Source organism: Bacillus sp. FJAT-22090 (assembly GCF_001278755.1).
Taxonomy (GTDB): Bacteria; Bacillota; Bacilli; order Bacillales_A; family Planococcaceae; genus Psychrobacillus.
This window is the reverse complement of sequence record NZ_CP012601.1, coordinates 3,443,205-3,468,690: the sequence shown is the minus strand read 5'-3', so window position 1 is coordinate 3,468,690 and position 25,486 is coordinate 3,443,205. Positions and strand designations below refer to the sequence as shown.

General features: G+C 31.9%; 27 protein-coding genes. 9 read left to right on the top strand and 18 right to left on the bottom strand.

Features of this window, described 5'->3' with window-relative positions; genetic code table 11:
* Positions 1-193: 193 nt before the first annotated feature.
* The 11 genes from AM499_RS17425 to AM499_RS17385 all read right to left on the bottom strand — a co-directional run bounded on the left by AM499_RS17425 (position 194) and on the right by AM499_RS17385 (position 8,148).
* Positions 194-658 carry a GNAT family N-acetyltransferase gene (locus AM499_RS17425; RefSeq protein WP_053591392.1) on the bottom strand — a complete coding sequence of 155 codons (465 nt, stop codon included), beginning with the start codon at positions 656-658 and terminating at the stop codon, positions 194-196.
* Positions 659-983: 325 nt separating this feature from the next.
* Positions 984-1,580, bottom strand: coding sequence for a hypothetical protein (locus tag AM499_RS17420; RefSeq protein ID WP_053591391.1), 597 nt, complete (start codon positions 1,578-1,580; stop codon positions 984-986).
* A gap of 2 nt (positions 1,581-1,582) precedes the next feature.
* Positions 1,583-1,828 carry a hypothetical protein gene (locus tag AM499_RS21745; RefSeq protein ID WP_156316824.1) on the bottom strand — a complete coding sequence of 82 codons (246 nt, stop codon included), beginning with the start codon at positions 1,826-1,828 and terminating at the stop codon, positions 1,583-1,585.
* Between the two features lie 519 nt (positions 1,829-2,347).
* Positions 2,348-3,340 carry a zinc-dependent alcohol dehydrogenase family protein gene (locus AM499_RS17410; RefSeq protein ID WP_053591389.1) on the bottom strand — a complete coding sequence of 331 codons (993 nt, stop codon included), beginning with the start codon at positions 3,338-3,340 and terminating at the stop codon, positions 2,348-2,350.
* A 126-nt stretch (positions 3,341-3,466) separates the two neighbouring features.
* Positions 3,467-3,589, bottom strand: a complete 123-nt coding sequence (locus AM499_RS22260) for a hypothetical protein (protein ID WP_269432379.1) — start codon at positions 3,587-3,589, stop codon at positions 3,467-3,469.
* Between the two features lie 177 nt (positions 3,590-3,766).
* Positions 3,767-4,105: a PepSY domain-containing protein gene (locus AM499_RS17405; RefSeq protein ID WP_053591388.1), complete on the bottom strand. Its 339-nt coding sequence runs from the start codon at positions 4,103-4,105 to the stop codon at positions 3,767-3,769.
* Positions 4,106-4,235: 130 nt separating this feature from the next.
* Positions 4,236-4,688: a DUF4279 domain-containing protein gene (locus tag AM499_RS17400; RefSeq protein ID WP_053591387.1), complete on the bottom strand. Its 453-nt coding sequence runs from the start codon at positions 4,686-4,688 to the stop codon at positions 4,236-4,238.
* Between the two features lie 712 nt (positions 4,689-5,400).
* A complete protein-coding gene (locus AM499_RS17395; protein ID WP_053591386.1) occupies positions 5,401-6,384 on the bottom strand; it encodes a hypothetical protein in 984 nt (327 codons plus the stop codon).
* 57 nt (positions 6,385-6,441) lie between these two features.
* Positions 6,442-6,999, bottom strand: coding sequence for a hypothetical protein (locus tag AM499_RS17390; RefSeq protein WP_156316823.1), 558 nt, complete (start codon positions 6,997-6,999; stop codon positions 6,442-6,444).
* A gap of 69 nt (positions 7,000-7,068) precedes the next feature.
* Entirely contained in the window at positions 7,069-7,209 is a 141-nt protein-coding gene (locus AM499_RS21740; RefSeq protein WP_156316822.1) for a hypothetical protein, read from the bottom strand.
* A gap of 141 nt (positions 7,210-7,350) precedes the next feature.
* Positions 7,351-8,148 carry a hypothetical protein gene (locus AM499_RS17385; RefSeq protein ID WP_053591384.1) on the bottom strand — a complete coding sequence of 266 codons (798 nt, stop codon included), beginning with the start codon at positions 8,146-8,148 and terminating at the stop codon, positions 7,351-7,353.
* 263 nt (positions 8,149-8,411) lie between these two features.
* Between AM499_RS17385 and AM499_RS17380 the strand changes: the two genes are divergently transcribed.
* Positions 8,412-8,873, top strand: coding sequence for a DUF4429 domain-containing protein (locus tag AM499_RS17380; protein ID WP_053591383.1), 462 nt, complete (start codon positions 8,412-8,414; stop codon positions 8,871-8,873).
* Positions 8,874-9,219: 346 nt separating this feature from the next.
* Positions 9,220-10,923 (top strand): ATP-dependent nuclease, encoded by a 1,704-nt coding sequence (locus tag AM499_RS17375; protein WP_053591382.1) that lies wholly within the window; start codon positions 9,220-9,222, stop codon positions 10,921-10,923.
* Between the two features lie 130 nt (positions 10,924-11,053).
* On the opposite strand, the gene AM499_RS17370 is transcribed toward AM499_RS17375, so the two are convergent.
* The 6 genes from AM499_RS17370 to AM499_RS17345 all read right to left on the bottom strand — a co-directional run bounded on the left by AM499_RS17370 (position 11,054) and on the right by AM499_RS17345 (position 19,612).
* Positions 11,054-12,208: a tyrosine-type recombinase/integrase gene (locus AM499_RS17370; protein WP_053591381.1), complete on the bottom strand. Its 1,155-nt coding sequence runs from the start codon at positions 12,206-12,208 to the stop codon at positions 11,054-11,056.
* A 101-nt stretch (positions 12,209-12,309) separates the two neighbouring features.
* Positions 12,310-13,296, bottom strand: coding sequence for a TniQ family protein (locus tag AM499_RS17365; RefSeq protein WP_053591380.1), 987 nt, complete (start codon positions 13,294-13,296; stop codon positions 12,310-12,312).
* Complete coding sequence (locus AM499_RS17360; RefSeq protein WP_053591379.1) at positions 13,262-15,010, bottom strand: TnsD family Tn7-like transposition protein; 1,749 nt, start codon at positions 15,008-15,010, stop codon at positions 13,262-13,264. The genes AM499_RS17365 and AM499_RS17360 overlap by 35 nt, the downstream gene beginning before the upstream one ends.
* 12 nt (positions 15,011-15,022) lie before the next feature.
* Positions 15,023-16,657 carry an ATP-binding protein gene (locus tag AM499_RS17355; protein ID WP_053591378.1) on the bottom strand — a complete coding sequence of 545 codons (1,635 nt, stop codon included), beginning with the start codon at positions 16,655-16,657 and terminating at the stop codon, positions 15,023-15,025.
* Positions 16,654-18,783 (bottom strand): Mu transposase C-terminal domain-containing protein, encoded by a 2,130-nt coding sequence (locus AM499_RS17350; protein ID WP_053591377.1) that lies wholly within the window; start codon positions 18,781-18,783, stop codon positions 16,654-16,656. The genes AM499_RS17355 and AM499_RS17350 overlap by 4 nt, the downstream gene beginning before the upstream one ends.
* A complete protein-coding gene (locus AM499_RS17345; RefSeq protein WP_053591376.1) occupies positions 18,764-19,612 on the bottom strand; it encodes a heteromeric transposase endonuclease subunit TnsA in 849 nt (282 codons plus the stop codon). The genes AM499_RS17350 and AM499_RS17345 overlap by 20 nt, the downstream gene beginning before the upstream one ends.
* 360 nt (positions 19,613-19,972) lie before the next feature.
* On the opposite strand from AM499_RS17345, the gene AM499_RS17340 reads away from it, so the two are divergent.
* The 7 genes from AM499_RS17340 to AM499_RS17315 all read left to right on the top strand — a co-directional run bounded on the left by AM499_RS17340 (position 19,973) and on the right by AM499_RS17315 (position 25,021).
* Entirely contained in the window at positions 19,973-20,350 is a 378-nt protein-coding gene (locus AM499_RS17340; protein WP_156316821.1) for a hypothetical protein, read from the top strand.
* 247 nt (positions 20,351-20,597) lie between these two features.
* Positions 20,598-21,062 (top strand): hypothetical protein, encoded by a 465-nt coding sequence (locus tag AM499_RS17335; RefSeq protein WP_053591374.1) that lies wholly within the window; start codon positions 20,598-20,600, stop codon positions 21,060-21,062.
* 311 nt (positions 21,063-21,373) lie between these two features.
* Positions 21,374-22,132 (top strand): alpha/beta fold hydrolase, encoded by a 759-nt coding sequence (locus AM499_RS17330; RefSeq protein WP_053591373.1) that lies wholly within the window; start codon positions 21,374-21,376, stop codon positions 22,130-22,132.
* A complete protein-coding gene (locus AM499_RS17325) occupies positions 22,129-22,974 on the top strand; it encodes a DUF2785 domain-containing protein (protein ID WP_053591372.1) in 846 nt (281 codons plus the stop codon). The genes AM499_RS17330 and AM499_RS17325 overlap by 4 nt, the downstream gene beginning before the upstream one ends.
* Before the next feature lie 350 nt (positions 22,975-23,324).
* On the top strand, positions 23,325-23,495 hold the full coding sequence (locus AM499_RS21735; RefSeq protein ID WP_156316819.1) for a hypothetical protein: 171 nt from the start codon (positions 23,325-23,327) through the stop codon (positions 23,493-23,495).
* 214 nt (positions 23,496-23,709) lie between these two features.
* Positions 23,710-24,276, top strand: a complete 567-nt coding sequence (locus tag AM499_RS17320; RefSeq protein WP_053591371.1) for an NUDIX hydrolase — start codon at positions 23,710-23,712, stop codon at positions 24,274-24,276.
* Positions 24,277-24,379: 103 nt separating this feature from the next.
* Positions 24,380-25,021, top strand: a complete 642-nt coding sequence (locus tag AM499_RS17315; protein ID WP_053591370.1) for a DUF3885 domain-containing protein — start codon at positions 24,380-24,382, stop codon at positions 25,019-25,021.
* A gap of 170 nt (positions 25,022-25,191) precedes the next feature.
* Here the strand turns inward: AM499_RS17315 and AM499_RS22255 are convergent, their stop codons facing one another.
* A complete protein-coding gene (locus AM499_RS22255; protein ID WP_269432378.1) occupies positions 25,192-25,314 on the bottom strand; it encodes a hypothetical protein in 123 nt (40 codons plus the stop codon).
* Between the last annotated feature and the right edge of the window lie 172 nt (positions 25,315-25,486).

Here is a 25,486-nt window from a genome sequence, read left to right as displayed (position 1 = left end):
TTAAAGTAACCAGCTGCTTTAGTTCAATAAGAAAAAATGCTTTACTCCTCCTTGAAGTAAAGCACCCGTTAGTTGAAGAATATCATTAATTTCAACTTCCTTCTCAAAAATTCCTTCTGATTTTTAACAATACGACCCAATTACTGAACAGAATTAATTAGTTTCTTAACATACTAATACTCCCTATGTCTTTTCAATTAAATTCATAGCGCATTTTATGGCTCACATCTATAAATCCTTGCTTTTCATATAAAGTAATAGCACCAATATTTTCAGACAGTACATTCAACTCTAAGTAATCTAAATTTCGATTTTCAGCCCATTTTTTTGCTTCTAATAACCAAGCTGAACCAATTCCTTGAGATTGATATTTGGTTCCAACAATTATATCTGGAATAAATGCGTATTTATGTTCAACCAAACAAGTATATGATGGTGTGATTAGTTCTTGAATAAGTAAAAAACCTATAGTACAGTTATCAATTTCAGCTAATAAAATATCCGAATCCTTTTCATTTATTGTTTTCCTTATAAACTCTACATCCTGCTTTGTAGGCTTTATATATTTGGGCTGAAAGTTTGACATTTTAAAAAAAAGCTCTTGATATAAAATTTCTATTTGATTAACTTGCTCTAGCGTAGCTAACTTTATATTCATATTGTTCCTCCAAAGTTCTTTTAAAATTATTTAAAGCAATATACTCTAATGTGAAATAATAACATATTTCTAAATTTAAAATTAACTATTCAAAATCTGATATTTATTAAGCTAACCTGCTGCGTTAGTTGAATAAGAAAAAGAGCTACCTAAGCAACCCCACGATCTTTAACCAAAGCACCCGTTAATTAAACAACATTATATTTCTAACATTATGGATTCTATTTTGACATGTATTCTTAAAAACATTTATTTAAAATTAGCATGTAAATCTATGTGTGATTTCATCACGCTATAACTCGCTTTGAACCAACTGTAGGCTTTTTCATTTTATATACTGCTTTAAAAATGGCTCAATACCTGGATAGCTTTCATTTATTACGGTGGAGAGTAATTGATTACTGTCGACGATACGGTGCATCATTAACTGATGTAGTGCTGACGCTAAACATTTTTCAGCATTGATTTCATCAACAAACTGACACGTTTTCGACTCCAATAATGCTATTACTTTACAATACTGTTCCTCCTCAGCTAAGGAAAGCACCGTATCAACTACATTTTTCTCTTGCACAAGTAGCCGAAGTGCTAAATGTAGGCATTGTTTTTGCGCGTGCAATGTTACCTCATCTACTATGCGGATAACAGGTGGCTCTGGGGGGCGTGCATGAAGGAGAGTTTGTTCAAAAGCCCAGACGTAAACACCCTCTCGATTGAAGTAGCTCGGATCTACAAACTGTATCACACCACCACAATGCGTACAAACTGCCGTATAGTTTACATGAAACACATCAATCCCTGGCTTTTCCACATTTCTGTACGTCGTATACGGAATAAATACATCATGCTCGCAGAAAGGACAAATAAGCGGTCGGTTCAAAATAGTAATTTGACTTTCCTCACAGCTTAAATCTTCTACCATATTTAATCTACCTGTTTGTAAACGATATTCGTTTCCATACCTTTCGTTAGTTGTTGGAACTGCTGAATATTACCACAGTCTTTGCAAGTTAAAGACTGCAGTGTTAATTGCTGCTTTTGCTCTTCATCAACAAACGCTACTACATCAATATATACTTCTCGATGACTAAAAATAGCACCATCACAGTGGGGACAGCTTAGCTGTTTACCTACAACCTGTATTTCATAATTACCACGTCTTCTGACCAATTTGCGACATCCTCCCTTTTCTAAGCTTCGAAAATATCCAAATTCCACCCTCTGTTTAACCAATTGACTATGTATAGCTTTTCTTCTTCCACTAAACTGCTTCGTTAGTTGAATAAGAAAAAAGAGTTGCCTAAGCAACCCATGTTCTTTTACTAAAGCACCCGTTAGTTGAAAAGTAGAGCTAAATTTTCCTTTTTAATAAATTTATTAAATAGTACATGAGTGAAATCAAAAATGATAGAAGTAAAACGATTATTGTACCAAATGTATAAACCGCTGCTTCGGTATTATCACCGCCATCAAACACACCAGCAAATAGAAAAAATAAAATTACACTAGCCATTAATGTTAAGAAAAATATACTTGGACATATTCTACCCCTCTACAATTCAACTTTATTTACAATTTCGCCGCTCTGTCAAATATCCCTCCTTACTCAACTATCCTGCTTTAGTTCAATATGAAAAAAGCTTTACTCCTTCTTGAAGTAAAGCACCCATTTGTTTAACAAGAGTTAATTCAGTAGCTTGTTAAAAATACTTTCCCTTTGGACTCTTTTAAAGATTCAACAACAGCAACAGCTTTTTTTACGTTTATTAAGTCATATTGAGAATCTACCATCATCAAACTTAATCTTTTATCATTTATTAGGGTTATCAAATGGTTAAATGTTTCTTGCCATTTATCTGATGAGACATTTTTATTCCAATTCCGCAAATGAAATATACTAGCATTAACATTGGCTTTATTTACAATATCTGCCCAGTTTACTTGTATCCCCGATAAAAGACCGATGGCTAAAAAATTGCCATTAGGGTGCACACAAAAAGCCAAGTCGTTTCCAGATGAACCTCCAACAGAGTCAATAGCAGCATCTGCACCCATTCCATTTGTTAATTCCATCACTGTTTCGTAGAGTGGAACATTAGAGGTATCTATTACATAAGACGCACCAAGATGAAGTAAATCTTCTGTATATTTATTATTTCTAGTGACTGCAATTAATCGAAAACCTAATATCTTCGATAATTGAACAAAAATATGTCCAATAGATGAACCACACGCATTAACCAACAAAACATCACTCGGTCTTAATTTTAATACTTCCGTACAAGTCACCCATGCTGTAATTGGGTTTATATACATTTGTGACGCCGTAAAATCATCAATAGAATCCAGTATAGGAACAGCAAATTCTGCTGATGTCTTAACAAGTTCTTGCCAAGTACCTTCCCCACGTAAAGGTAAAACACGTTTCCCAATAAGATTTTTAGAACCTAAAGGGCCTACTTCTTCTACAATACCAACTCCTTCATAACCGGGAATATTCGGCAAAGAAATCCGATGTGAATATGCCCCTCTAATTGGTATCAAGTCAGAAGGATTTATAGGTCGTGCTAACATTCGAACAATGACTTCATTATCTTTTGGTGGTTCTATGCTTTTATATTCAACTTTTAACACATTTTTAGGACTACCGAATTCGTAGAATTTAATACATTTAGCTTCCAAAACTATAAAGTCTCCTTAATAATAATTCAGATTTATTTAATTATATCATCTTCAACTAAACTGCCCCGTTAGTTGAACAATAAATAAGAGCCGTCAATACAGCTCATTGATCTTGAACAAAGGATTTTAAGGTCTTATTCTTTTTTTAGATAAATTTATTATTAAAAGAATAATAGCAAGTGCGAAAATTAAAATAAACCCAACTATGCTAAGTATAAAAATTAGTCCAGGAAATCCTATGTTGTTCATAATAACACCTCCTCATAATGCAGAAACCACTACTATAACAACTACTTCGTCACTAGTCTAAACAACACCTGCTTATTCAACTAACCTGCCCCGTTAGTTGAACAAGAAAAAAGAGTTGCATTGCAACCCATGATCTTTAACTAAAGCATCCGTTAGTTCAATTAAGGAGTAATACATTTAATTTAATGGTCCATATAAATTTATAAATTCTCCAGTGTATGCATCCATCACAATAGTTGATTCTTGACCAGTGTATTTAATTGTAACTTCCCACTTCATTTTATTAGTTATGTCATTCCAATACCCGTGCTTCGGAGTGAGATTCACACTAATATTCTCAGGTGGAATTTCCTCTAAACCATTGAAGGATATTGATTTTTTCCACTCTTCTGGGGGATTTAGCAAATATTTTTCTGCTTTATTTATTGCTTCTCCTGTACTAATAATAGGCGACTGATAAAAGTATAAAAAAAACATTACCAGAGTACCTACTAAGCCAATTAGTATTTTTTTCAAAGGAGTGCCTCCTCACACTAAATCACTGCTTTATTTACTCTGTGGTGCTTTAGTTCAATAAGAAAAAAGAGTTGTCTAAGCAATCCATGTTTCGCTAAAGCACCCGTTACTTGAATAAGGATTGCCTTTTTTAGTCATCAAAATTTTTATCATAAGGGTTCGCGTACAAATCTATATCAAATTCAGCTTTTATACTATTTGCAAATTCAATCTGTTCGTTATCAATATGCAAACCAGGTGTATATCCATTTTCCATTATTATAACAATTGAGAAATGGCATTCCAGTTCATACTCCGTTTTCAACTGATTTATTAAAGCTGCTTTATTTTTTAACGGTCCTAAGATTTGGTCCATTTGCTCTTTCACATCAAAGGACTCTTGATAACCTGTACTTAATTCCCAAGCTGTTTCTAATCGATAATGGGTTTTCGTTGAAGTAACTTTTTGATTAAAGGGTCTTACGATGATATCACCCTTTTTATAGGTTTTTGTAGGTTCAATTTCTAATGTTTCGGTCACATAATCAATTGGAAACTCCTCTCCATACAAGCTGAAATAAACCATTACTTGAGTTTTGTCCAAATTAAACCTTCCCCTCCGATAGTTCTCATTTTCCATCTTTATATGGAAATTATTATATCATCCTTCTTCAACTAAACTGCTGCGTTAGTTTAAGTGCATTCTTTAACAATCTTTATAGTGGTTTACATAAATATACAGTAAAACAATTCATTCTTAGAAATAATAGAGATGAGATGTTTTTTATTGTCTGGCTCTTTTTGGGCATAAAAAAAACCGAAGATTACTGAATTTATTTCAGAAAACCTTCGGTTTATATTTACTTTATTGTAAAGTTACCAACTGTAATGTTTGGTTAATAACTATAATGTCGGTACACATCAGTAACGATCAGTAACGAACTTTTTTTTAAGTAACAATCTTTTTTTAAAAGTAATAATCTTTTTTTCAAGAAACAAAAACTGTTCTCAGACAACTTAGTCGTGATGTAAAAATTTTTCAAACACTTATTCTCACGTTGTAAATAGAAATATTTAATACAACTCAATCTTGATGTAACTTTTTTAACAACTTATTTTATAAGACAACTACTCGTGATGTAAGATCTAGTTTATGTTTATTTGATAACAAATATTTACTTAAATTCAATTGTGTTGGCACATCAAATTGGAGTTGTCGATTTATATCGATATCACCTTGAAAAAAACTATATTAACAGAACGAGAGTTCTCGCAATACAATTACTCCAAGTATTTTTTTATTACATACTTAATTTCTATTTATCAGCTTCCAATTTAAGATTGTATAAGGTTTTAAGATTCTTAGAACCCGCAAGTAATAGAGTAGAAGCCTTCTCAAAAGTATTAGGTGTCGTTGGGATTGCTCCAAAGTGTATTGCATTACGCGCTTCCCTTACAACATCTGTCCAAATACGTATTTCTACCAAATGACTAATTTGAATTCCACTTTTCTTTCTTAAATCAATAAACCAATCTTTATGATGACTTGAATATAAGTTAACAATCTTTTCTACTTTCTTATTGAAACCATCTGGACCCTGTAAATATTCTATTAATACTTCGTTTTTTTCTTTATCATTATTTTGTTTAATTGCAAAATTTGCTAATGAAATGCCCGTTTCAATCCAAGCACCTTCAACCACTTTTCCAAGCATTGTTAATGAAGGTCTATAGAGTTCGTTTTTAAAACAATCAATAGTATCCCTTAGAGCCTCAATAACCTCAATATGAGCATTATTTAAATTCAATTCAGTAATATACATATCCGCGTCAAATAGAACGAAATTTTCATTTTTAATGGATAGAGCTCTTTTAACTTTAGACGGTATCTCGGTTATAAGATGGTTAAAGTTCCATGAAGAATTTGTTCCACCGTAGCCTTGAATCACTGTAGTCCAGGAAATTGTGTAACCTGAACTATTATAAGGGTATTGTTGTTTACTCGTTGCTATTAAATAATTTGAGTGTATTAACTCTAATATTGCTTCAGAAAATGCGATTGAATAAGAAAGATAGCCAGCTACTTTAGTTATTTGTTTTTCATCAAATATAGAATCATGGACGTTAACTACACCAGGATCTGAATACCCGTGCAAACTTAAGAATTTAGGAAGTTCATTTGCAATATCTATGTGAGTTGTATTTAATTGTAATATGTATTTTTTTGCAAGTATTACAATTGTTCTCGTAACATTTACTTGATCATTAATCATCTGTTGTTTCGGATCATTATTGTTCATTTGGTTGCTCCTTTAAAAGTATTATAGTGTTCATAATGTTGGTTATTAACCTCTAATTTAATCTTTATATAATTGTGGATCCGGTGCAACAGAATACAGTTTGGATTTGTTACTTAATACAATTGTCCATTCACCGTCAACCTCTACTAGCACAGGGAAAGTACCATCTGCTTTTGGTTGAACATATATTGTCTCTGTATATGTATAATCTATGTATTGTAATTTTCTTAAATCAAACTGTTTATATTCCGTTAAATTGTAAAGTAAATTAGAAGCATCATTAAACACAATCCTAAAGTCATCTGCATAGAGTAGTTTTAATGATGTAATAGATTTAGTAACTTCTTTTTGAGTGAGGAAAAATTCTACATTAAACCCTAAAGTAATTTGATATTTTTTTGATTTAAAATCCTTAAAAAAGTTTATTGCAATATACGGCAATGAAGTTTTTCTTTCCTTGTCATAAGTATGTGCCTTAGCTAAATTTACATCATTAGGAGCAAAAGACAAATTTTCAATAAGACAATTGAAAGCATCATTATCATGATGTTCTACAATAAATCCTTTATCTTTAACTTCCTCAAATCTTTCTAATCCATACCAATGAATCATCACAATTTGATGTAATGACTTATAATTGCCGAGCTTTTTAGAATGTGTTTTTATATAAGTTTTTTTTTCTCTTTAATGTCTTTTTCTAACATACCAATTGACACTTTGCAATTTTTCTATTAAATCGGCGTCATAAGATGTATATCCCATAAAGCCAACCTCTTCATTTCTAAAGTAGATTCGATGTTCATCAGTAGTAACAATTAGATTCACTTTACATACCTCACTTTTTCTCTTTCGATTGGGTTGACTACATCATATCCGAGTAGTCAGGTTATATAGATATAAACCATGAAAAGACTATATTAATAGAACGAGCGCTCGCATAATACAATTTTTATTATTAGTTAACCATCAATCTAGTAACGAAAAATTCATATTATTTATAATTTCTTCTAATGTAATAGATGACTTTTCTGAGTAATTCTTAATTTCGCTCCATATGTCCCAAAGATCTTTTTGCTTTAAGTAGGTAATTGGATTATTATAATCGTCCGAGTCTACTTCTGTAATGAGTTCGTAGTTAATTAATAGTGAAATGCTCTTTTTTAGTTCTACATGCTCAAGACCAGTTACTTGAGAGATTTCTTCAAGGTTTATCAAAGAGTTTACTGATCTATCAACCATAATACTAAATATTGCTCGTGTATTAGGGGACAGCTTCCTAAGTATATCCACTAGTTTATTAAATTTTGGAACATCTAATATATGTTCTTCTCTGCTAAGTCCCCATTTTAAAACATTATTCATATTAGTTAGAGAAGTACAATATTCAAAATCTTGCTGAAGTGTTTTGTCAGATACTGTACTATACAATTTCTCTGCTGCATCACTAAATTTCTTTTCATGGTCAGCTTTCATTTTTTTTAATCGTTCTACAGAGAATTGCTTCACTTCGTTCGTTTCAATATGGTGATCGTAGCAAAGTAATATGAGATTACTAAAAGCCCTTCGTTCTTCATTTGATTGCTTCGCATTAAATCTCTCGCCACCCGGCATAGCTGCTTCTATATGGCATATCTGACCAACAACGTTCCCTTTATTATTTAGAATTGTTTTACTGCATCCTGGAAAAGCGCATTGATTACCTGATTTTAAATATAATTCTCTTAACACTTCTTTAGTAGGAGGTAATCTTTTTACTCGGTTCATATATTTGCTCCCTTCTATTTTCCCTTGTTCTTTAAGAAGATTTATTATTCATATGGTTTTTAAGAGTTTCCTCATTGCTAGTGTAAGTAAATGGCTATTCCTCTTTAGTTACAAAACCCTCATTGGCAATTAATTTTACTACTATCAGATATCATCACACCTCAACTAAGTTTGCCAAAGGAATTAATATAGCTTTTATTTATTTTTGTGTATATAATTGGAGATATTATCCTATATAGTAGTCGTAAAGGGAGATGATTACAATGACAAATATATTTGAATTTAAGTCAGTTGGTAAGTATATCGTCACTGTGGATGAGCACACTGTAAAAATAGAATCAAAGGGTATGCTGAATTATATTAATAAAGGTGGTTCAAAAGGTACGAAATCAATTCCGCTTAAATCTATTACCGCTATACAGGTGAAAAAACCGGGCATGACAAACGGATACGTCCAATTCGCATATTCGGGTTCCAGCGAAACAAAAGGTGGCACGATGAGTGCTGTTAAGGATGAAAACTCTATCATGTTTGCTAAAAAGGAATTAGATAAAGCACAGGAATTAGTAGATTTAATTGAAAGTAAGCGACATACTACCTCTGCACCATCTTCCACTCCAATCAGTGCTGCAGACGAATTAATTAAATTTAAAAATCTACTTGATGCTGGCGTACTAACACAAGATGAATTTGATGCTAAGAAGAAACAATTACTAGAGTTATAAACAAAAAAGCGACCTTCTCAATATGAGATGGACGCTTTTTGTATTAATTATTCCTTCCTTCGTAAATATGCTTTATCAAACCTGTTTGATACTTAATTTAACCGTATCTAAACCCATCATTCATGACACTATTAAAAACTTACCCGTTTGAATAAAATTCTATTGCTCTAATTTTTCTATAATAAATTCCTCTGAAAAGTATTCTTTGAAAACTTTTCCTTAGAACCTAAGGAAATAGGTATCAATTAATAAATACCAATATATTACAAATTATTAATAGTTGAATATAGAATTGTAATATAGTACTTTGTTTAGACCAAAAAAATGAATTAAGGCTGGTATAAAAATGAAAATAATAAAATTTAAATTGAATAACTATAAAAGTATAGAGAAATCCGGAGAAATTGAATTAGACAGTAAAATAAACATCTTTGCAGGGAAAAATAACTCGGGCAAAACAGCTATGATTGAGGCATTGTACTACGCTGTAAGTGCAAAATTTCGGGATGCATTATTCAACTCGGAGCATACAGAATTAGAGTTAGAAATATCCTTAGATGACTCAGATATAGCTACTCTTAATAGAAATTTAACACCAGAGATGTCTATTAATTATATTAATATTATAAAAATAAATATTTCCTATATAAATAACTCTTTGGAAAATTCACGAATAAATAAAGTTGAATTTTTTAGAAATGATCGTTATCAGCCTTTTTATACAAATAATAGTGAAAGTGATGCATCACCAATTTATATTGTAAAATTTATTGAAGGCGGTGGAGTAACATATGGTGGAAGACCCGAATTTATTAATAACTTAATAAAATTCTTAAGAGACAGGATAGTTTTTATAAATGGTACTAGATATGTTCCAAAAATGGATTCAGCATCTGTTCAAAATAGCTTAAGCATTGAAGGCACAAATCTAAATGCATTCTTATTTACTTTGCATAATAATGATGAAAAAGCATTTGATCAGATAATAGATGTATTTAAAAAAATATTTACTGATATCATTAGTGTTAGTACCCCTATAAACGGAGGAAATACTTATATAAGTCTTTATTTTGAAGGTAACCCTAACCCAATTCCTTTATCTAATTGTGGTAGTGGATTTACTCATGTACTTATAATATTATGCGTCCTTTTCACAGAAGATAGTCGAATAGTATTATACGATGAACCACATGTTTTTTTACATCCTTCTGCTGAAAAAGCAATTTATGATCTAATATCTGAAACTAAAAATAATCAATATTTATTAACCACCCATTCTCCCTTGCTAATCAACTATCCATTCCAAAAAAATATATATCTTGTTCAAAAGGAAAAAGGGAAAAGTACTTATACAAAACTAGGTGATATACAAGAAATATTAGCAAACATTGGTCTGAATAACAGTGATTTTGCGTTAGCCGACAGAGTAATATTTGTTGAAGGTGAAACCGAAGAGACAGTGATACCTTTAGTGTTAGGACACTTTGGATTGAAACAGATTGGATATAATTATAGAATTTTAAAAATGAATGGTACTGGAAATGAATTTAGTAAAAAGTCTGCAATGACAAGAAATAAAGAAAAACTGGATTTAGTTTTGGGTGGGATAAATAAGAGCCCTATTCCTTATAGAATATTAATAGACTCCGATGAGAAAACTGATGACAAAATTCTCGAAATCAAAGAAAAATATGGAGATAATGTTGTAATCCTTGAAAGAAGAGAAATAGAAAATTATTTTTTAGATTGTCCAAAGGAGCTATCTCTATTAATAAATAAAGATACTGATAATGACGTTAATCAAGATGATATTGAGGACTTTATAAATAATATCTTCTTAAAAAAAGCCGATAAGAAAATTTTCCCAAGAGAAGAAAATAACCCTTTAAAGAATGCTGTGGGAAGTGAAGTATTGGAAAGATTGTTTATAAATTATGGTTTAACATATAACAAAGTAATACATGGAGTACAATTAACAAAATTGATACTTACAGAGCAGCCAGAAAAACTTAAGTTTTTAATGGATGAATTAGAACATTTTTTTAAATAAACAATATTGTTTCTGATCCCGTTCTAAAACAGAACGGGGTTTTGCTTGAATAAAAAGGTTCTACAACCAACCATTACTTTTCTATAACAAAGCAAAAACATTATTGGATACTATTTATTAAGCTAGAACATCAAATAAACCCTCCAAGAATCTCGGATTTCCAACTATTAACAGCATTATTTTCAATAGGGAAAATTTTCTCCATATAATTAGACGTTGTTTCGATACTGTCATTGCCCAATAGTCGGTGGATTTCGTAAAAATCTATATTATTTATTTTTGAAATAAGAGCAAATGTATGACGAAATGTTAGTGCACCAAGAACTATATTTCCTTGTGAAAGTATTGGTAACTCCGATTGTTGAATTTCTTTCGATAAAAATTGAGTTAAATAGGAAGGGGAGTATGCTTTTCCGTTAGACGTTGTAAACAAAGGTGATTCAGGCTCTGCTACATCAATGTCTTCTAACCCTCGTTCTGTTCTGAATAAGACTAAACTATTATATGCTTTTTCTTTTATAGGCACTTCTCTTATTTTGCTCCCTTTTCCTTTAACAACAAGACAATTCTCTTTATAGTTTGAATTATATATAAGATCTTTGACCTTTAATCTGCAGAACTCCCCATTTTTTAATCCAGTTGCAATTAATATATGAATAATACTGAAAGTTACATAATGATTATTTTCTCTAAAATAATTCAAGAGTTGAACCACTTCATACGGTCCTAATTCACGATTAGGCCTTTCTTCTTGAATATTACTACATATCAATAAACCTTGGTGAATTGAATAATTTATATATTGTTTTTCATATAAAAAGTATAAAAAACTTCTAATAACCCCAACTTTACGTGAGAGTGTAGCCGGAGCGTAACTTCCTCTTTTTTTAACATAGGGACTGCTTTCAATTAACCATTCTTGGTACTTTCTTATATTCATTGTAGTTAAGGATTTAATCAGAGATGTATCTATTACTGTATTTGCATCCACATCAAAATCAAATTCCTGCCCATAACTAATTAAGTGCTCAACAAAAAGAACCAACTCATCTCTATATACTTTAATAGTTCGTTCAGACCAAACCTCTTGAACGTTAGATTGTCTCTGTCTGTATAAATACACTTGTATCATTTCTATATCATCGAAATCGTGAAATAATAGAGTTTCTTTCTTTCCAGCTAAAGATAATTTCTTATCAAGTTTAGAAAGATTAGTTATATTAATTACTTTATTTTTCCACTGTTTTAAAAGAACACTCATATTACTATGCGGATATTTAGTCATCAAATACACCTCACATACTTAATGATTATACTCTCACGAACTACTTACTCTATCAATTAAATTAATTCTCCTTTCGAAACTACTAAAATCTTTATAGAATATTACACAAGCAATTCAGCCAAAAGAGATTGACCTAACCCTCTCTTTGACGAATTTTTATGTAAAACTATTCCTGATAAAGATTTATAAAAGAAATTTATTAATACTAAAATTTCTATCGGCGTCATACTATTACTAAAAAACAACGGTCTTATAGAAATTTCTTTAAATATCTCTTGGTTAAAACCTGCTAATTCCAAAAATTCGCTACCAAAAAATGAAACTATTTCTTTATCAAGTTTTTTTTCATGAACTACTGAATCCGACACAAAACCTCTCTCAATAAATAACCTATAAAAATCTTGTGATTGAATTTTGTTATAAAGATTAAAATTCATTTTATTAAGATAATAACTTTGTTTAGCAAATTGCTTCGCATAAAACAATGTTTTTTTAGTTAATGGTTCGCAGGGAATATTATTTTGTTGATGAATAATAATTGTGTTAAGCCCAATATCATTATTAGGAGTATCTATTTGTTTTAAAGGGATTTCATGTATCATACAAACGAAAAGCGTAGGTAATTGATGTGAAAGCCTCCAATGAGTTTCACCTAAGAGCTCGAAATCTTTTTGGATGCAATCAGGGCAATACTTCAGATATTTTTTTTGAGAAAAGTGTTTATCGCTTACATGAGCACCAATTTTACCAGTACCTTTGGTCATATACTGATACAGCTCCTTGATATCAGTTGGAGATATAAAGTTTGAAATATAATTATACATAGTGTGAATATTTAAGAAGTAATCTATATCAGGGGCGTCAAAATACTTTAGCTTATAAATAAGGCATTGAATATTTTCAGGGAGCAAAGGGTTTATTTTAGTTAAATGAAGTTCCTTAATTGTTTTGTTCTCACTTTTATTTAGACTCCGTTCATGATATCTTGCATAAATACTAAATAAAAGCTCATCTTTTTGAATAACTGGAAAGAATGTATGCATGTAACCACCTCTAATGATTAAATTGAACTTTCTTTTTCCATTCATCAAGTCTCTCTTTGTATTGAAATTTACTTTCAGATATCGATCCGATAAACTCTTTTGTTAATGGGAGTATGTCTAACTTTTTCTCAATTAGTGCTAATTTATCAATTGCAACTGCGACATGTCTTTTGGTTAATCGTACAGGTCTCGCATTTATATCTATAGTTAACAAATAGTTCTTTATTTGCTCTAAAGTCTTTTGGTCTCTTTCATTCCAGTTAACCCTTTGATTTATGTTTATTCTATTTAATTGCACAGGGGAGTTATTATCTAACCATTTTTTGTCATTTCTATATAACCACATATACACTTTTTTATTTAAATTTCTAAGTTCTGTTTTGGAACATGTAGGATTTGTTTCTATACTTTTTAACCAACTAGAACGATAATCATTAACCAATGTTGATTCTTCACCATGTATGCTCTTATTATTTTCATTTTTCAGCAGTTTGTAATATTTAATTACAGTCCCTACATCTACGTTTAGATTTAAAGAGGCTTTCCGATAACTAAAGTTTTCCTCCTCAATGTACTCAGTTAGTTTTTTCATCCATACCTTACCAAAATTTCTAATGTATCGGTATCTGAACTTATCTTCTAGAACGATATCAGGACCCAGTCGTGAATACTGAAATTCACATGAACAAGTAAAAATACCAATTGGTTTTCCAGTATCTGAACATCTTTTTATTTTTAGATCCGTGATTACAAATTTTTTATAATGTTCAGCAGCAGGATTAAGACAAGGGAACGGGCCTTTTCCAAAGGGACCTGCATAACTTTCTGAACCAATCATTTTAAGTTCTTTTCCCAAAAAGTTTAATAGCAGCAAGTGTCTTACAGGATGAAATGAAATTCTGTGTTTTCGGGTAATAGTTTTTAACCAGCATGACTCTTGAGCTAGGGATGGAACCGAATGGAAGTAACTTAAAAATTCAACTCCATAGAAAGATACAAATTGTCTATATAAATCAACTTGCCTCACTCTTCCTTTGATTGTGATTAAACCTTTCTTTCTTAGTAAATCTTTATATATTGATAATAATTGAGTAAGATCACAGTTTAATTCATTATTTAATAGCACTTTACTTTCATTAGCTATCTTACACAATTGATAAAATCCCTTCTCAGTCATGCTCTTACTAATAGAACGATTAAGAGGGGAGGGAATACAATTTATCTCATCCGGTGGTACTAATTCAGAATTGTTATTTCTGTATAAAACGGAACTAAAATGAAGTAAAGATTTATGTTCTGTACAAATAAATACACTAGGAAGCTGATGTGATATACGCCAATATGATTCGCCATATTTTTTTAGATCGGTCTCTAAGCAAATAGGACAATATTTAAAGTACTTAGTTTCTTTCACTATACTCGCAACTAGTCCAATCGACATGTGTATATTCTTCGTTTTCGGTTTAATAATTTCTTTCATAACTTCTTCTTTTTGAGAGGTTATGAGAAAATTAGTAAAGTAATAAAAGGGAGTATGTTTGTATATTAAAGACTCTAAACTTTTATAATCAAAGACTTGAAGCTGTTCAACCAGTGCTTCGAGATTTGAAGGAAAATCAGGTGTTAGTTTGGACCTTTGACCTCTAAAACACTTTTCAAGAGCACTTCTAGTACTAACATTAATACTTTTAGTAAAGTATCTAGCGCATAGACTATAGATTAACTCATCCTCATATGGCTTTGGAAACCAACCAAGCAATATAATCCCATCCTAAAATAGTTTATTATCGGAGAGGGGAGCAATCATTAATCCATTTTCAACCAAGGAATCGTGAGCTGATTTCCTCTCTTTCCTACCATTATCAACTATTTTAAAAATAATATTCGTAGTTCTTCTATTTTTGGATTTATTATTAGCTGCTTTCTTAGATTCCTTACGTTCATTAATAATCGTTAAAGCTAATTGAACTGCTTCTTGTATTGTGATGTCTTTGTTTTCGTTGATTACTTTTTTTGCCGTCATCTCTGCCAATTTGTCATTTATTTCAATACCCATTAATGTAAGTGTGACTTTTTGAAGTACTGATATTTCTTTTTGTTGCCTTTTTTCTGCTATTTTCTCTTTCTCTCTAGTTATTTTTTCTCTCATGTTTATCGGAGTTTCTCTTTGTAACAGAAAATCTTCAATATCAAAAGGTGTTATATCATCATATCTCACGATATCCTCTAATCTTCCTTCTTTTAATGCTTTAAGCATAGGTTGCATCGAATTTAAGTACTTTTTGCTAACTTTATTTATCATATTTGGAGAAATTTTTTTATACCCTTCCTCCATAGCATAAGACTGTGCCAATAAAAACAACTTAACTGCAATATCTACGATCCCTTGGCTCTCGTCATGCATTAATTCCAGCCATTCTTTCGTTAAATCAACTTTCTCCTCTGTCCATTGATATGTCCACATACTTTTCATTAGGACTTCCCAATTGTCATCCATCTTCATTTGTTCCCAGATTAACTCGCCATGACCACTAGCTCTTCTAGCTTGTCGAAAATTAACTTGAAGTAATTGCTTTGCTTTTGTCGTTCCAATAAGCACCATTGGAATTCCAATTTCGTTTACTAAAGTGACTAAAAAATTCATCATACTATTTGAAACTTCAGATTTCGCTGTTAACATATGCTGAATCTCATCAATAACTAACACACCTAAACAATGTGTTCTAGCTAATTGTCCGATATATATAATTAAAAAACTTAAGGATTCTCTCTTAAGACCTTGTTTAAAATAGTTTGTTCCTAAAATCTCATCAATCTTTGTAATAAAATCTAAACATAGTGTCTTTGGAGATCCATCGTTCGGGCAGTTTAATTTTAGCCATGGAACCTGCATTATATTTAAAGGGTATTTATGAATTATCACCTTAGGGTAAAGAGAAAGTATCCTCTCAATTGCAGACGATTTCCCCATTCCAGAATACCCTATAATAGAAAGGGTAGATGCTGTTTTTCTTATATCTGGCGGAAGGCCTAAGGGCTCTTTATTTTCTAATCTTCGGTGCATTTCTACTAATGCTTCTGCATGGGATTTGTTTTTAGGATTTCTATATACATACCCATTTCTTAATAATCTTGAGAAACGATTTTCTAACACCAATGTCTGATCCACCACTTGATAAAATCGAGTTAGCCTAATAAGGGCATGATAACGATGTAAGTTCGAAAGACCTCTCTCTTTTTCGTTATATTCTGGCAGATAACTTAGTTGGCTATATGCCTCATTTACAGAAAGCATGGGTGGAAGAGCTTCAATTAATGGATTTCCCTGATAGTCTGTATTATCCTGCACAGTGTACTCCGCACTAAATGCATAATCTCCATTATTTAATTTAATTAGTTTTTTCATATTTTATTTTGTCCTTCGTTTTCAAATAATTGTTTAATTGAAATTTTGGAAGTTTTGTTCTCTTCAATATCATCATTTTGCTGCGAGGTATTTGAAATTTTATTTTTATTATCAAATTCCAAGTTAAATGCTTCTTCCTCTCTTCGATGAATTCGTTCTTCACGTTTATGATCCTTTATATTTTTTGTTCTTTTGGACTTGCTAATGGACTTATCCAACTTTTCCTCTTTATTCTTATTAGCAACTTTTACAATATTTATCATGTCCGAGTAGAAGTTAAGTTCATTCTCTAACTGTGTATGTTCAAAGTCTTTAAAATCATCTGTTTCAAATTCTAAAAGTTGTTCAATTTCTTCTATAGTTTTGTCTTTATACCTAGCCTGATGATTTAAAAGAGTACACGGAATATAAAGATTTTCATCATAAGTATGCAAATAAATTACACTCATATTTCTTGGGTCATAAGAAAAATCTACTTTCCAACTTCCATCTTTTCTTGCTTTAGAATACCACTGTTCATCTATCGCTCTAGCTGTAGTATAAAACATCTTTTTATATCTAATTCCTTTTTCAGAAATAGTTGCTTTATCTCTTGGCAACAAATAAAACATAATCTCTTTCATGTTAGGTTTCTTTAATTTACCCGAAGCATTTTTTACTCCCCATTCCCATAGCTTGATTGGAATCGGTTGAACATTATCTTTTATTTGTTGTTCAGTTCTAACATAATCCTTCATATAAAAATTGTGGTTATAGAAAAGAATAAAGTTAATTAAAATTTTGGTGTATTCTTCAATATTAAGACTCGCTTCTAATCGATAATCCTTTGCTCCTCTTTCTCCATGATCTTCATGTACATATCCAGGCAAGAAAGGTTTTATTTTCTCTTGTGAAGTATCGAATAGTTTTTCAACGATTCCTTTCCAGTCCGGTCGATAGGGAGGGGTGTTGCTAATATTTGGACCTAACCCTTCAATTAAATGGTCTACCCCATGGCTAGCTAGTTCACCTCTATCTCCTATAAAGTTGTTTGGTAAGTGCATAGAAGGCCACATTTCATTTGATATATTAATTCCAAATCTCTTACAATATTCATTTTTATCTGTACACGCATTAGCAATTGCACTCATCATAGCTTTCCAAGAGGCGTTCTCTAAGCCAACATAAAGACCAGTTATAAGGTGAGTATAAACATCCACTATGAAATAAGTTGTAGGTCGACCAACTATCCAATTTGGATTAAAACGATTTACTAAATATACATTACTAGGTGTTGCATCAATCTGATAAATATCTCCTGGGCCATCTGTTTCGGCTGTTGAAGAACCTAATATCGCTCTGTGATTTTGTTCGAATTTCTTTACTCCTTCTCGAGCTATTGTGACTGCGTCATTTTTATATTCTGTATTAAACCAGTGTAGAAATTGCCTCATACTTGGTCTCTCTTCAACAGGTTTAAGTCTTACTTTTTCAACATTAGAGTCGTCAAAGTATTTAAACTTTGTATAATAATCAAGGAGCATCATTTTATAAGAGAATATTAAAGACGGTTTCTTTGACTTTAAATAATACTTTTTTATTGATTTCGAAAACTGTTCCTTTATTTCCGGTGTTATAATAATTCCTATTAAACCATTCTTATTAGGTCTTCCTGTCTTTTTCTTGTATTGCTTTTCTTTATTCTTTGAATGAAAGTCTGGAAGAACAGAGTCTTTCATCATTCCTCTTTGCCAATACTTTCTTAAATTTTTATAAAAGGTATTTTGAGATTTAATATTATGCTTGACCATTGCTTCTTTAATTAATTTATAACGTTTTTCCTTCTGATAAATACCAGGTTCCATTCCGACTATATCTTTAATTATCATCCAAGTTTTATCTCTGTGTTGAATATCTTTTTCGGTTGGTATTCTTTTTAGAGTTACATTCTCATCTACCTGCAAAGTATAAGAAGCTGTATTGATTTGTTCTTCTATCTCCTTAATAGTCATAATAAAAGGACATGCTTTACAATCATTAATGTCTATTACATACGCAATCACATAACCACTATCAATCCATAAAATTCTATAAGATTTATCTATATCAACATCTACAATGAGTTCATTAACTGATAGAACTACCATAATTTCTGTTGAGACCCCTTTCATTAAAAATTATTTCACTAAGACTTATGTTATGCGGTTGTATTGTTTTTTCCATGTCACATGCTTCAATATACTGGCGAGCATATAAATGTCTCATGTAATAAATACTTGATCCATCATCAAGATTGTACAAAGAATCAAATTCATCACAACATGTAGCTAACTGCTTTGTTGGATTTAATTGTAGCTCTTTAGCTAAATAATCAAGAAAATGCAAACTCAATTCTTCCTCTTGACCTTTCTCTAGATTGTAATACTCATGTATATATTTCATATTCTTCTTAAACTGAGTGGACATAACTTTTTCATCAATAAGGGCCCACTCTATATCCCTGTCTTCCCAATATTGTCTTTCTATCTCAAGTTTTCCCATCACACCATCTTCTTCTAACTTAATACTGGGCTTTATTGATCGAGCTAAATGAATAATATTATTGTTAACGCGACATGTTATTAAAAAATCTGTGGTCATAACAATTGGTGTTTGGGTACTTTTATCAAAAGGGTGGGGAATATTTTTCTCAGAAGCTATTTGTAGTGTGTTCTCTCGCTCAATGGGATATTGCTCTCTTATATCTATAACTTTCTTGCTCCATTCCAAATAATAAAAATATGAGAGCTCTAGATCAGATAGTAATTGATGTATTCTACCCGTTTTCCATCCTTTCGGTCTATGAGACCTACCATCACTTGGTACGTCTTGAATTGTCAGCCAAGGGAGATAATGATTTAATTCACCTGAACCTCTACCTTCTTTATAAAACCTTGCTATTTTTTGTTCCGTCCAAGAATATTTATTTTTCGACAAAACATCACCACCTATCGTCTTCTTTTTATTATTAATACCAAATATTCTGATAATTCGCAAGTAATAGGTATCTAAAAGTAGTACTTTTGTATACAGAAATATACCTTTTATTAGACCATGATTTTCACTAACGAGTGCTTTAGTTAAACAAGACCATCATTTCCGATGGTCTGTTTTTACGTTCAAAACATCAATTAGATTTCGGCGTTCCATTGTGAAATGTTACACTTAAACTAACGAAGCAGTTTAGTTGAATAAGAGGTTATTGGCACTTAGCTTGATAATAGGGGGATTATTTTGGAACTCTTTTCGTTTTGGAGCGTATTTACAATTATAAAAAACGCTAAGGAGGTGTTGTTCATGAAAAAGTGGTCAACTTATATATGGAAATTAATTTGGGTTATTGGATTGTTTTTATTAACAATCATCAGTTTCGATATTAAAAATCAAATTAAAGATAGCTCCCATTTCTATATGATTGATTGGACTAACTTTATGATTCTCTTTATATGGGGTATCTACATTTCACTTATTTTTATAAAAAAATGGTCAATAAAAATAAACCTACCTTTACTTATTTGCGTATTCATTCCTTGTATTCTCTTTTCGTTAATTGTGCCATTATACGCATTTGGTAGTTGGTCTCTAAAAGTTTTTAGTAGCAATTTGATTGAAATTGTTGCAGGTTTAACATTGATGCTAAGTATTTTTAATAACTCAAACAGTGAGAGTGAATAAAACAGTTTGTGAAGAAATGTACTTAAACTAACGGGTGCTTTAGTTAAACAAGACCATCTTTCCGATGGTCTGTTTTTATGTCCAATACATCAAGAAGACTTCGGAAAACCATTGTGAAATGTTGCACTTAAACTAACGAAGCAGGTTAGTTTAAGAAGGAATCCGATTATAAAATACAGAATAAGTAATAAGTAAAAAACTAAAGTTGTAAGGAGGAATATGACTGAAAAAATTATTTTTCTTTTTCATGTTGATGCTACTTATTTTTGCGTCTGGCTGCAGTTCTAATACTCCGACTAATCCTTACACTGGACGTGTTTTAAACATTGGGATTATTGGAAATTCCCCTACAATAATAGAAAATAAGACAGTAAAATTTGTTCCAATTACTTTTGAAGATTTAGCTAACGACAATTATAAAAACTATGATGCAGTTTTTATCATGAAAGAAAAATTAGCAGAAGCCTCAAACGATAATTATTCAAAAGTTTATGCTGAATTACAGAAACCAATAATATTTATTGGAACCGATACATTAACCCCCTTTATCTCGGATGCTATGGAGTATCATCCAAAGGATTTTCAAAAAGGATCTTCTTTTTCATCGGGGTTAATTGAAGGGTCAAGATATGGTTTTGGATTATATAACGATAGAGAAAATGAAGCATCGTTAAAACTTTTTTATTCTGACCTTTTTAGATTGATAGAGTAAACAGGAAAAGTAAAAGTGAAATTTCTTATTAAACTAACGGGTGCTTTAGCAGAACAAGACCATCATTCGATGGTCTATTTATATTTACAGAACAATCAAATAGATTTAGGAGATCCAGTGTGAAATGTTTAAAACGACAAAAAACTTGGAAGTAAGCAAATTATTAATTGGTATTCTACAGATTTCTTTTGGAGTGGTTTCAGCTGAAGTTACAAAATAAAAAATGGAAAAGTTCGCAAAACTATATAATAATCCAATTATTATGGAAATATTAATAGTGTGAAGCTTATAATTGAACTAGGTGATTAAAAGTGACTATACAATATAAAAAGATAATTGATATCTGTGATAACCGCAGACTATTCAATAATAATTCACGTAACAGTACTCCAAGCGTAATCTTCATAGCAGGGTTAGGCGATAGCTATGAGACATGGAAAAAAGTCCAAGACCGAATATCGCAAAAAACATCAACCTTTTCCTATAACAGGTCGGGTATTGGCAGGTGTCAAGTCGCATCCGTCCCGACGACTTGCTATGATCTAGTCGAGGAGCTCAACGAATTGTTGCTAGCACTTGAAGTGGAGAAACCCTATATATTGGTGGGACATTCTTTTGGTGGTTTGGTCGCTAGATTATATGCCAGTCTTTATCCACTGAACATCTGCGGTATGGTTTTGGTTGACGCTGCACCGGAATATAAAGAACTTGCCTATGAAAAGGTTCTACCCGAAAATCTGCTTGCAAGAAATAGGGAATATTACGAGAATCCTATGTTGAATAGTGAGAAGATTGATAAAATACAAAGCTATAAGCAAATCGTTGATCATTCAAAGCAAAGTAACCTCCCTCTCGCAATTATTACAAGAGGTTTACCTGACAATGTTGAAGAGGGATGGCCATCTCAAGAAATATTGGAAATTGAGCAAAGACTCCAAGCAGAATTCCAATGGCTATCAACGTCAAGCAAGTACCGGATTGCTAGTCGAAGTGGACATTATATTCATCATGATGAGCCAGAAGTTGTTATAGAGGAGATTATGTTAATGTTGAAGGAGATGGGGAAATGAGAGATACAAGGACCAAATTGATGCTGGATTTGCAAAGAATTGAGAAGGATGAGTATCAGTTACGCGAAGGTGAGCAGCATCAAGATTTCTTACCTTTGTTACTTCAATATATTGGCGATCCTCAGCCAGAATTACGGGATAACCTGATTTATCCGATGTTTTATATGTGGATTAAGGAAGAGAATAGGTTCAGTGAAGAGGAGTTACGAAGCCTCTTAACTGTTCTGACTGATGAGAACCATTTGTTCTATAGTATTGGCAGCGAAGATGATCAGTCAGTTTTTACAAGGACGTTCTCTGCCTTACCTATCGCTTTGATTGTGCATCGCCACAGACAAAATCCATTTTTCAATCAAGCGGAAATTGAGCAATTAATGCATGCGATGCTTCGTTATTATAAAGAGGAAAAGGATCTGCGAGGTTACCTTTCAGTAGGAGGCTGGGCTCACAGCGCGTCTCACGGTGCGGATGTTTTTGTCGAGCTGGTTCAGTGCGAGGAGAGCAGCGTCGCAATGCTGCGTGAGGTTCTTGTTGCTATTTCTGACCTGCTTCATAATGGGAGACACATTTTTAGCGATGAGGATGATGAGCGGTTAGTCAACATCGTAGATACGATGATTGACAAAGAGTTACTTCCACATCAAGAAATCGCTGATTGGATTAGCGACTTAGCGCAATGCTGCAATTTGCCGAGAAGTCGCAGTCAGGTGATTGCTCGCGTGAACAGCAAGAATTTTTTACGCAGTCTCTATTTCAGAAGGGGACAAGATAGCCGAGGGAATGATCTTAACACTGTCATACTTGGTACTGAGGCAAAATTGAACAGGTTTTCTATCAGTTAAAGGATTAGAGGGGCTGTCCCAAAAGCCATGGGAAATTGGCTGAGGGATTTTGCCCTTTTTTATGTCAAGAAAAACAAAAAGAAACCATCCTTTGGTAAAATGGTAGTACCACCCACCACGCACAAAAGGAGAGGCAATGGCTGCAATTAAGGTAGTTTTTTCTTATTGAACTAAGGGCAGCATTTCTGTAAAGATTGTGAAAAAATGTACTTAAACTAACGGGTGCTTTAGTAAAGAACATAGGGTTTCTTAGGCAGCTCTTTTTTCTTATTGAACTAACGGTGCAGTTTAGTTGAACAAGGATTTTTGTTCTATTTCATTGAATATAGTCTCATATGAGGAGGCAGAACATGAAAATTGGTTTTTTAGGAGTTTCAATTATACTATTTGGTATTTCAATAATATTGGCATTTAGTTCAACAGGACTTGGCTACTCAAGTGGAACAAAAATAGGTATCGCTATTTCATTTATCGGTTTATTGATATCGGTGGTAAATTGTTTTGTAAGAAATGGTGAATAAGCAGGTAAGTTTTGACAGTGGTATAAGTATTTTTCTTGTTGTACTACCGGGTGTTTTAGCAGAACAGGGCTGTCAGTCGACAGCCTTCTTGTTGTTCAACTAAAGGTGCAGGTTAGTGAAAGAGGAAATAAAAAACGAGAATAGAATATAAACATTGAGGATTAGGATTCTTATCAATTAATACACATTAAATTATTTTAGGGGAGTCAGTGACATTAATATTAATCAAAATGTAAAAACGTCGGGAGCTTACGTTTTATATCGGGGGCTGTTTATTTTTCAGGTTGGTCCTACAGAAGAGGCAGATAACCTTGGAGTAGTTAGACTTGGTGGGCATAAAGAATTTGAAGAAACCGCATTAGAGACAGCTAGGCGTGAAGTTTTTGAAGAGGCTTCAATGAAAATAACTCCAATAAATTCTCCAATAACTTATCATATGAGTGAGTGGGGAAATAAGCCTTCCATAATAGGGTTAGGCGAGGAAATAGCTCCAATTTTAGTTAAAGGAAATGAGCAGGAATCTTTATCAATAATGTATCTTTCCTACTCTGAAAATGAACCAAATCCCTCTTCAGAAACTAATGGACTTCTACTACTAACTCCAGAAGATGTTCATCTTATCTGTAATAATAAAATTACTTTAAATGATTTTATTAAACAAAATGGAAAAGCGATATTAAAAGGAAATATAAATAGAAATTTATTTTTAATACCTTTTCCTCAACTATTATTTCTTTCAAAATTGTTAAAAGAACATCCAGATTTATTCATCATAAAATAAAATCAATTAAATGAGGATGTTTGTTGAAATTATATACTTAAACTAACGAGGCAGTTTAGTTGAATAAGAAAAGTTCAATGAAATAAATTAACGAGGTGCAAGAATGGCATTAAACAACTTTATGAATGAAAATTTCCTGAACTTAGAACTTAGACCTGCATTGTTTTATAACTGGGACATTGGTATTCGGTTCCAATTAGGCGTGGACTATGATAGTGACTATTGTTACGAAAACAGTCCCTATCTTAAAGGAGTTTACAATAGGGTTATCACTTTGTTTAAGACCTTACATCTTCAAGAAGATGAGATTTTTGTGGTAGCAAATGTGAATGATTTTGGAGATTTTGCAGCATTCAATCGTAAACTGAACATTTTCTCTAAATACATAAAGGATAAGTCTGTTTTGAATAAGTTGACGCACACGACACTACCTTATGTTTTCCCCGAGGATGATGAGGATGGTAAGTACAAGACGCATAGATTTATTCTTAAATGTAAAACATCGGAAATTAAATATATTCCTTTGTTAAAAGCAATTTGTAATCTAGACATGGGAATTAAACCTAAGATTTATCATGATGTTTTTTTCATCAATATTAATAAAGAGACAATTTTCCATGTGTATGATGATAGAGGTTGTGATTTGCTGGCGACCTCACCCGAGTCAATAAGAGATATTTATGACAAATACAATGATTGGATATTGGATTACGACAGAAATGAGATAGACCAGGTGTTCATATAAAGCATGTCTCCTTGTTCAACTAACGGGTGCTTTACTTCAAGAAGGAGTAAAGCCTTTTTTCTTATTGAACTAAAGAAGCAGGTTAGTTTAAGAAGAGAATAGGAGTTTTTATGTCGCATTTGACACAAAAAGAGTAATAAAAAACCCTACATCAAATGTAAGGCCAGGAACTATTTCTTTTCAAGTTCTTCTATTCTTTTTTGTAATTTTTTCAGTCTATATTCATTGCCGACAGAAGAACCAAGTCCAGCTACAGCAAAGCCAAAAGCAATATAAACAAGATAATTTTCCATTGAGACACCACCTAATATTTGTTAATTTAACTGTATAGTAAATATCTTGACTATACAAGATGCTTATTCAACTAACGGGTGCTTTAGTTGAAGAAGGAAACCAAAGTATATATAAATAATAGCTCAGTTCTTTCGAGAACTGGGTTACTTTTTAGTATGCATTTTTATTTAC

Bases quoted from the DNA above. Each gene is read 5' to 3' on its own strand.
- AM499_RS22255 (WP_269432378.1), bottom strand. From the start codon at position 25,314: ATGGAAAATTATCTTGTTTATATTGCTTTTGGCTTTGCTGTAGCTGGA.
- AM499_RS17350 (WP_053591377.1), bottom strand. From the start codon at position 18,783: ATGGTAGTTCTATCAGTTAATGAACTCATTGTAGATGTTGATATAGAT.
- AM499_RS17340 (WP_156316821.1), top strand. From the start codon at position 19,973: ATGAAAAAGTGGTCAACTTATATATGGAAATTAATTTGGGTTATTGGA.
- AM499_RS17420 (WP_053591391.1), bottom strand. From the start codon at position 1,580: ATGGTAGAAGATTTAAGCTGTGAGGAAAGTCAAATTACTATTTTGAAC.
- AM499_RS17335 (WP_053591374.1), top strand. From the start codon at position 20,598: ATGTTGATGCTACTTATTTTTGCGTCTGGCTGCAGTTCTAATACTCCG.
- AM499_RS17355 (WP_053591378.1), bottom strand. From the start codon at position 16,657: ATGAAAAAACTAATTAAATTAAATAATGGAGATTATGCATTTAGTGCG.
- AM499_RS17380 (WP_053591383.1), top strand. From the start codon at position 8,412: ATGACAAATATATTTGAATTTAAGTCAGTTGGTAAGTATATCGTCACT.
- AM499_RS22260 (WP_269432379.1), bottom strand. From the start codon at position 3,589: ATGAACAACATAGGATTTCCTGGACTAATTTTTATACTTAGCATAGTT.
- AM499_RS17385 (WP_053591384.1), bottom strand. From the start codon at position 8,148: ATGAACCGAGTAAAAAGATTACCTCCTACTAAAGAAGTGTTAAGAGAA.
- AM499_RS17395 (WP_053591386.1), bottom strand. From the start codon at position 6,384: ATGAACAATAATGATCCGAAACAACAGATGATTAATGATCAAGTAAAT.
- AM499_RS17375 (WP_053591382.1), top strand. From the start codon at position 9,220: ATGAAAATAATAAAATTTAAATTGAATAACTATAAAAGTATAGAGAAA.
- AM499_RS17370 (WP_053591381.1), bottom strand. From the start codon at position 12,208: ATGACTAAATATCCGCATAGTAATATGAGTGTTCTTTTAAAACAGTGG.
- AM499_RS17325 (WP_053591372.1), top strand. From the start codon at position 22,129: ATGAGAGATACAAGGACCAAATTGATGCTGGATTTGCAAAGAATTGAG.
- AM499_RS17315 (WP_053591370.1), top strand. From the start codon at position 24,380: ATGGCATTAAACAACTTTATGAATGAAAATTTCCTGAACTTAGAACTT.
- AM499_RS21735 (WP_156316819.1), top strand. From the start codon at position 23,325: ATGAAAATTGGTTTTTTAGGAGTTTCAATTATACTATTTGGTATTTCA.
- AM499_RS17365 (WP_053591380.1), bottom strand. From the start codon at position 13,296: ATGAATGGAAAAAGAAAGTTCAATTTAATCATTAGAGGTGGTTACATG.
- AM499_RS17425 (WP_053591392.1), bottom strand. From the start codon at position 658: ATGAATATAAAGTTAGCTACGCTAGAGCAAGTTAATCAAATAGAAATT.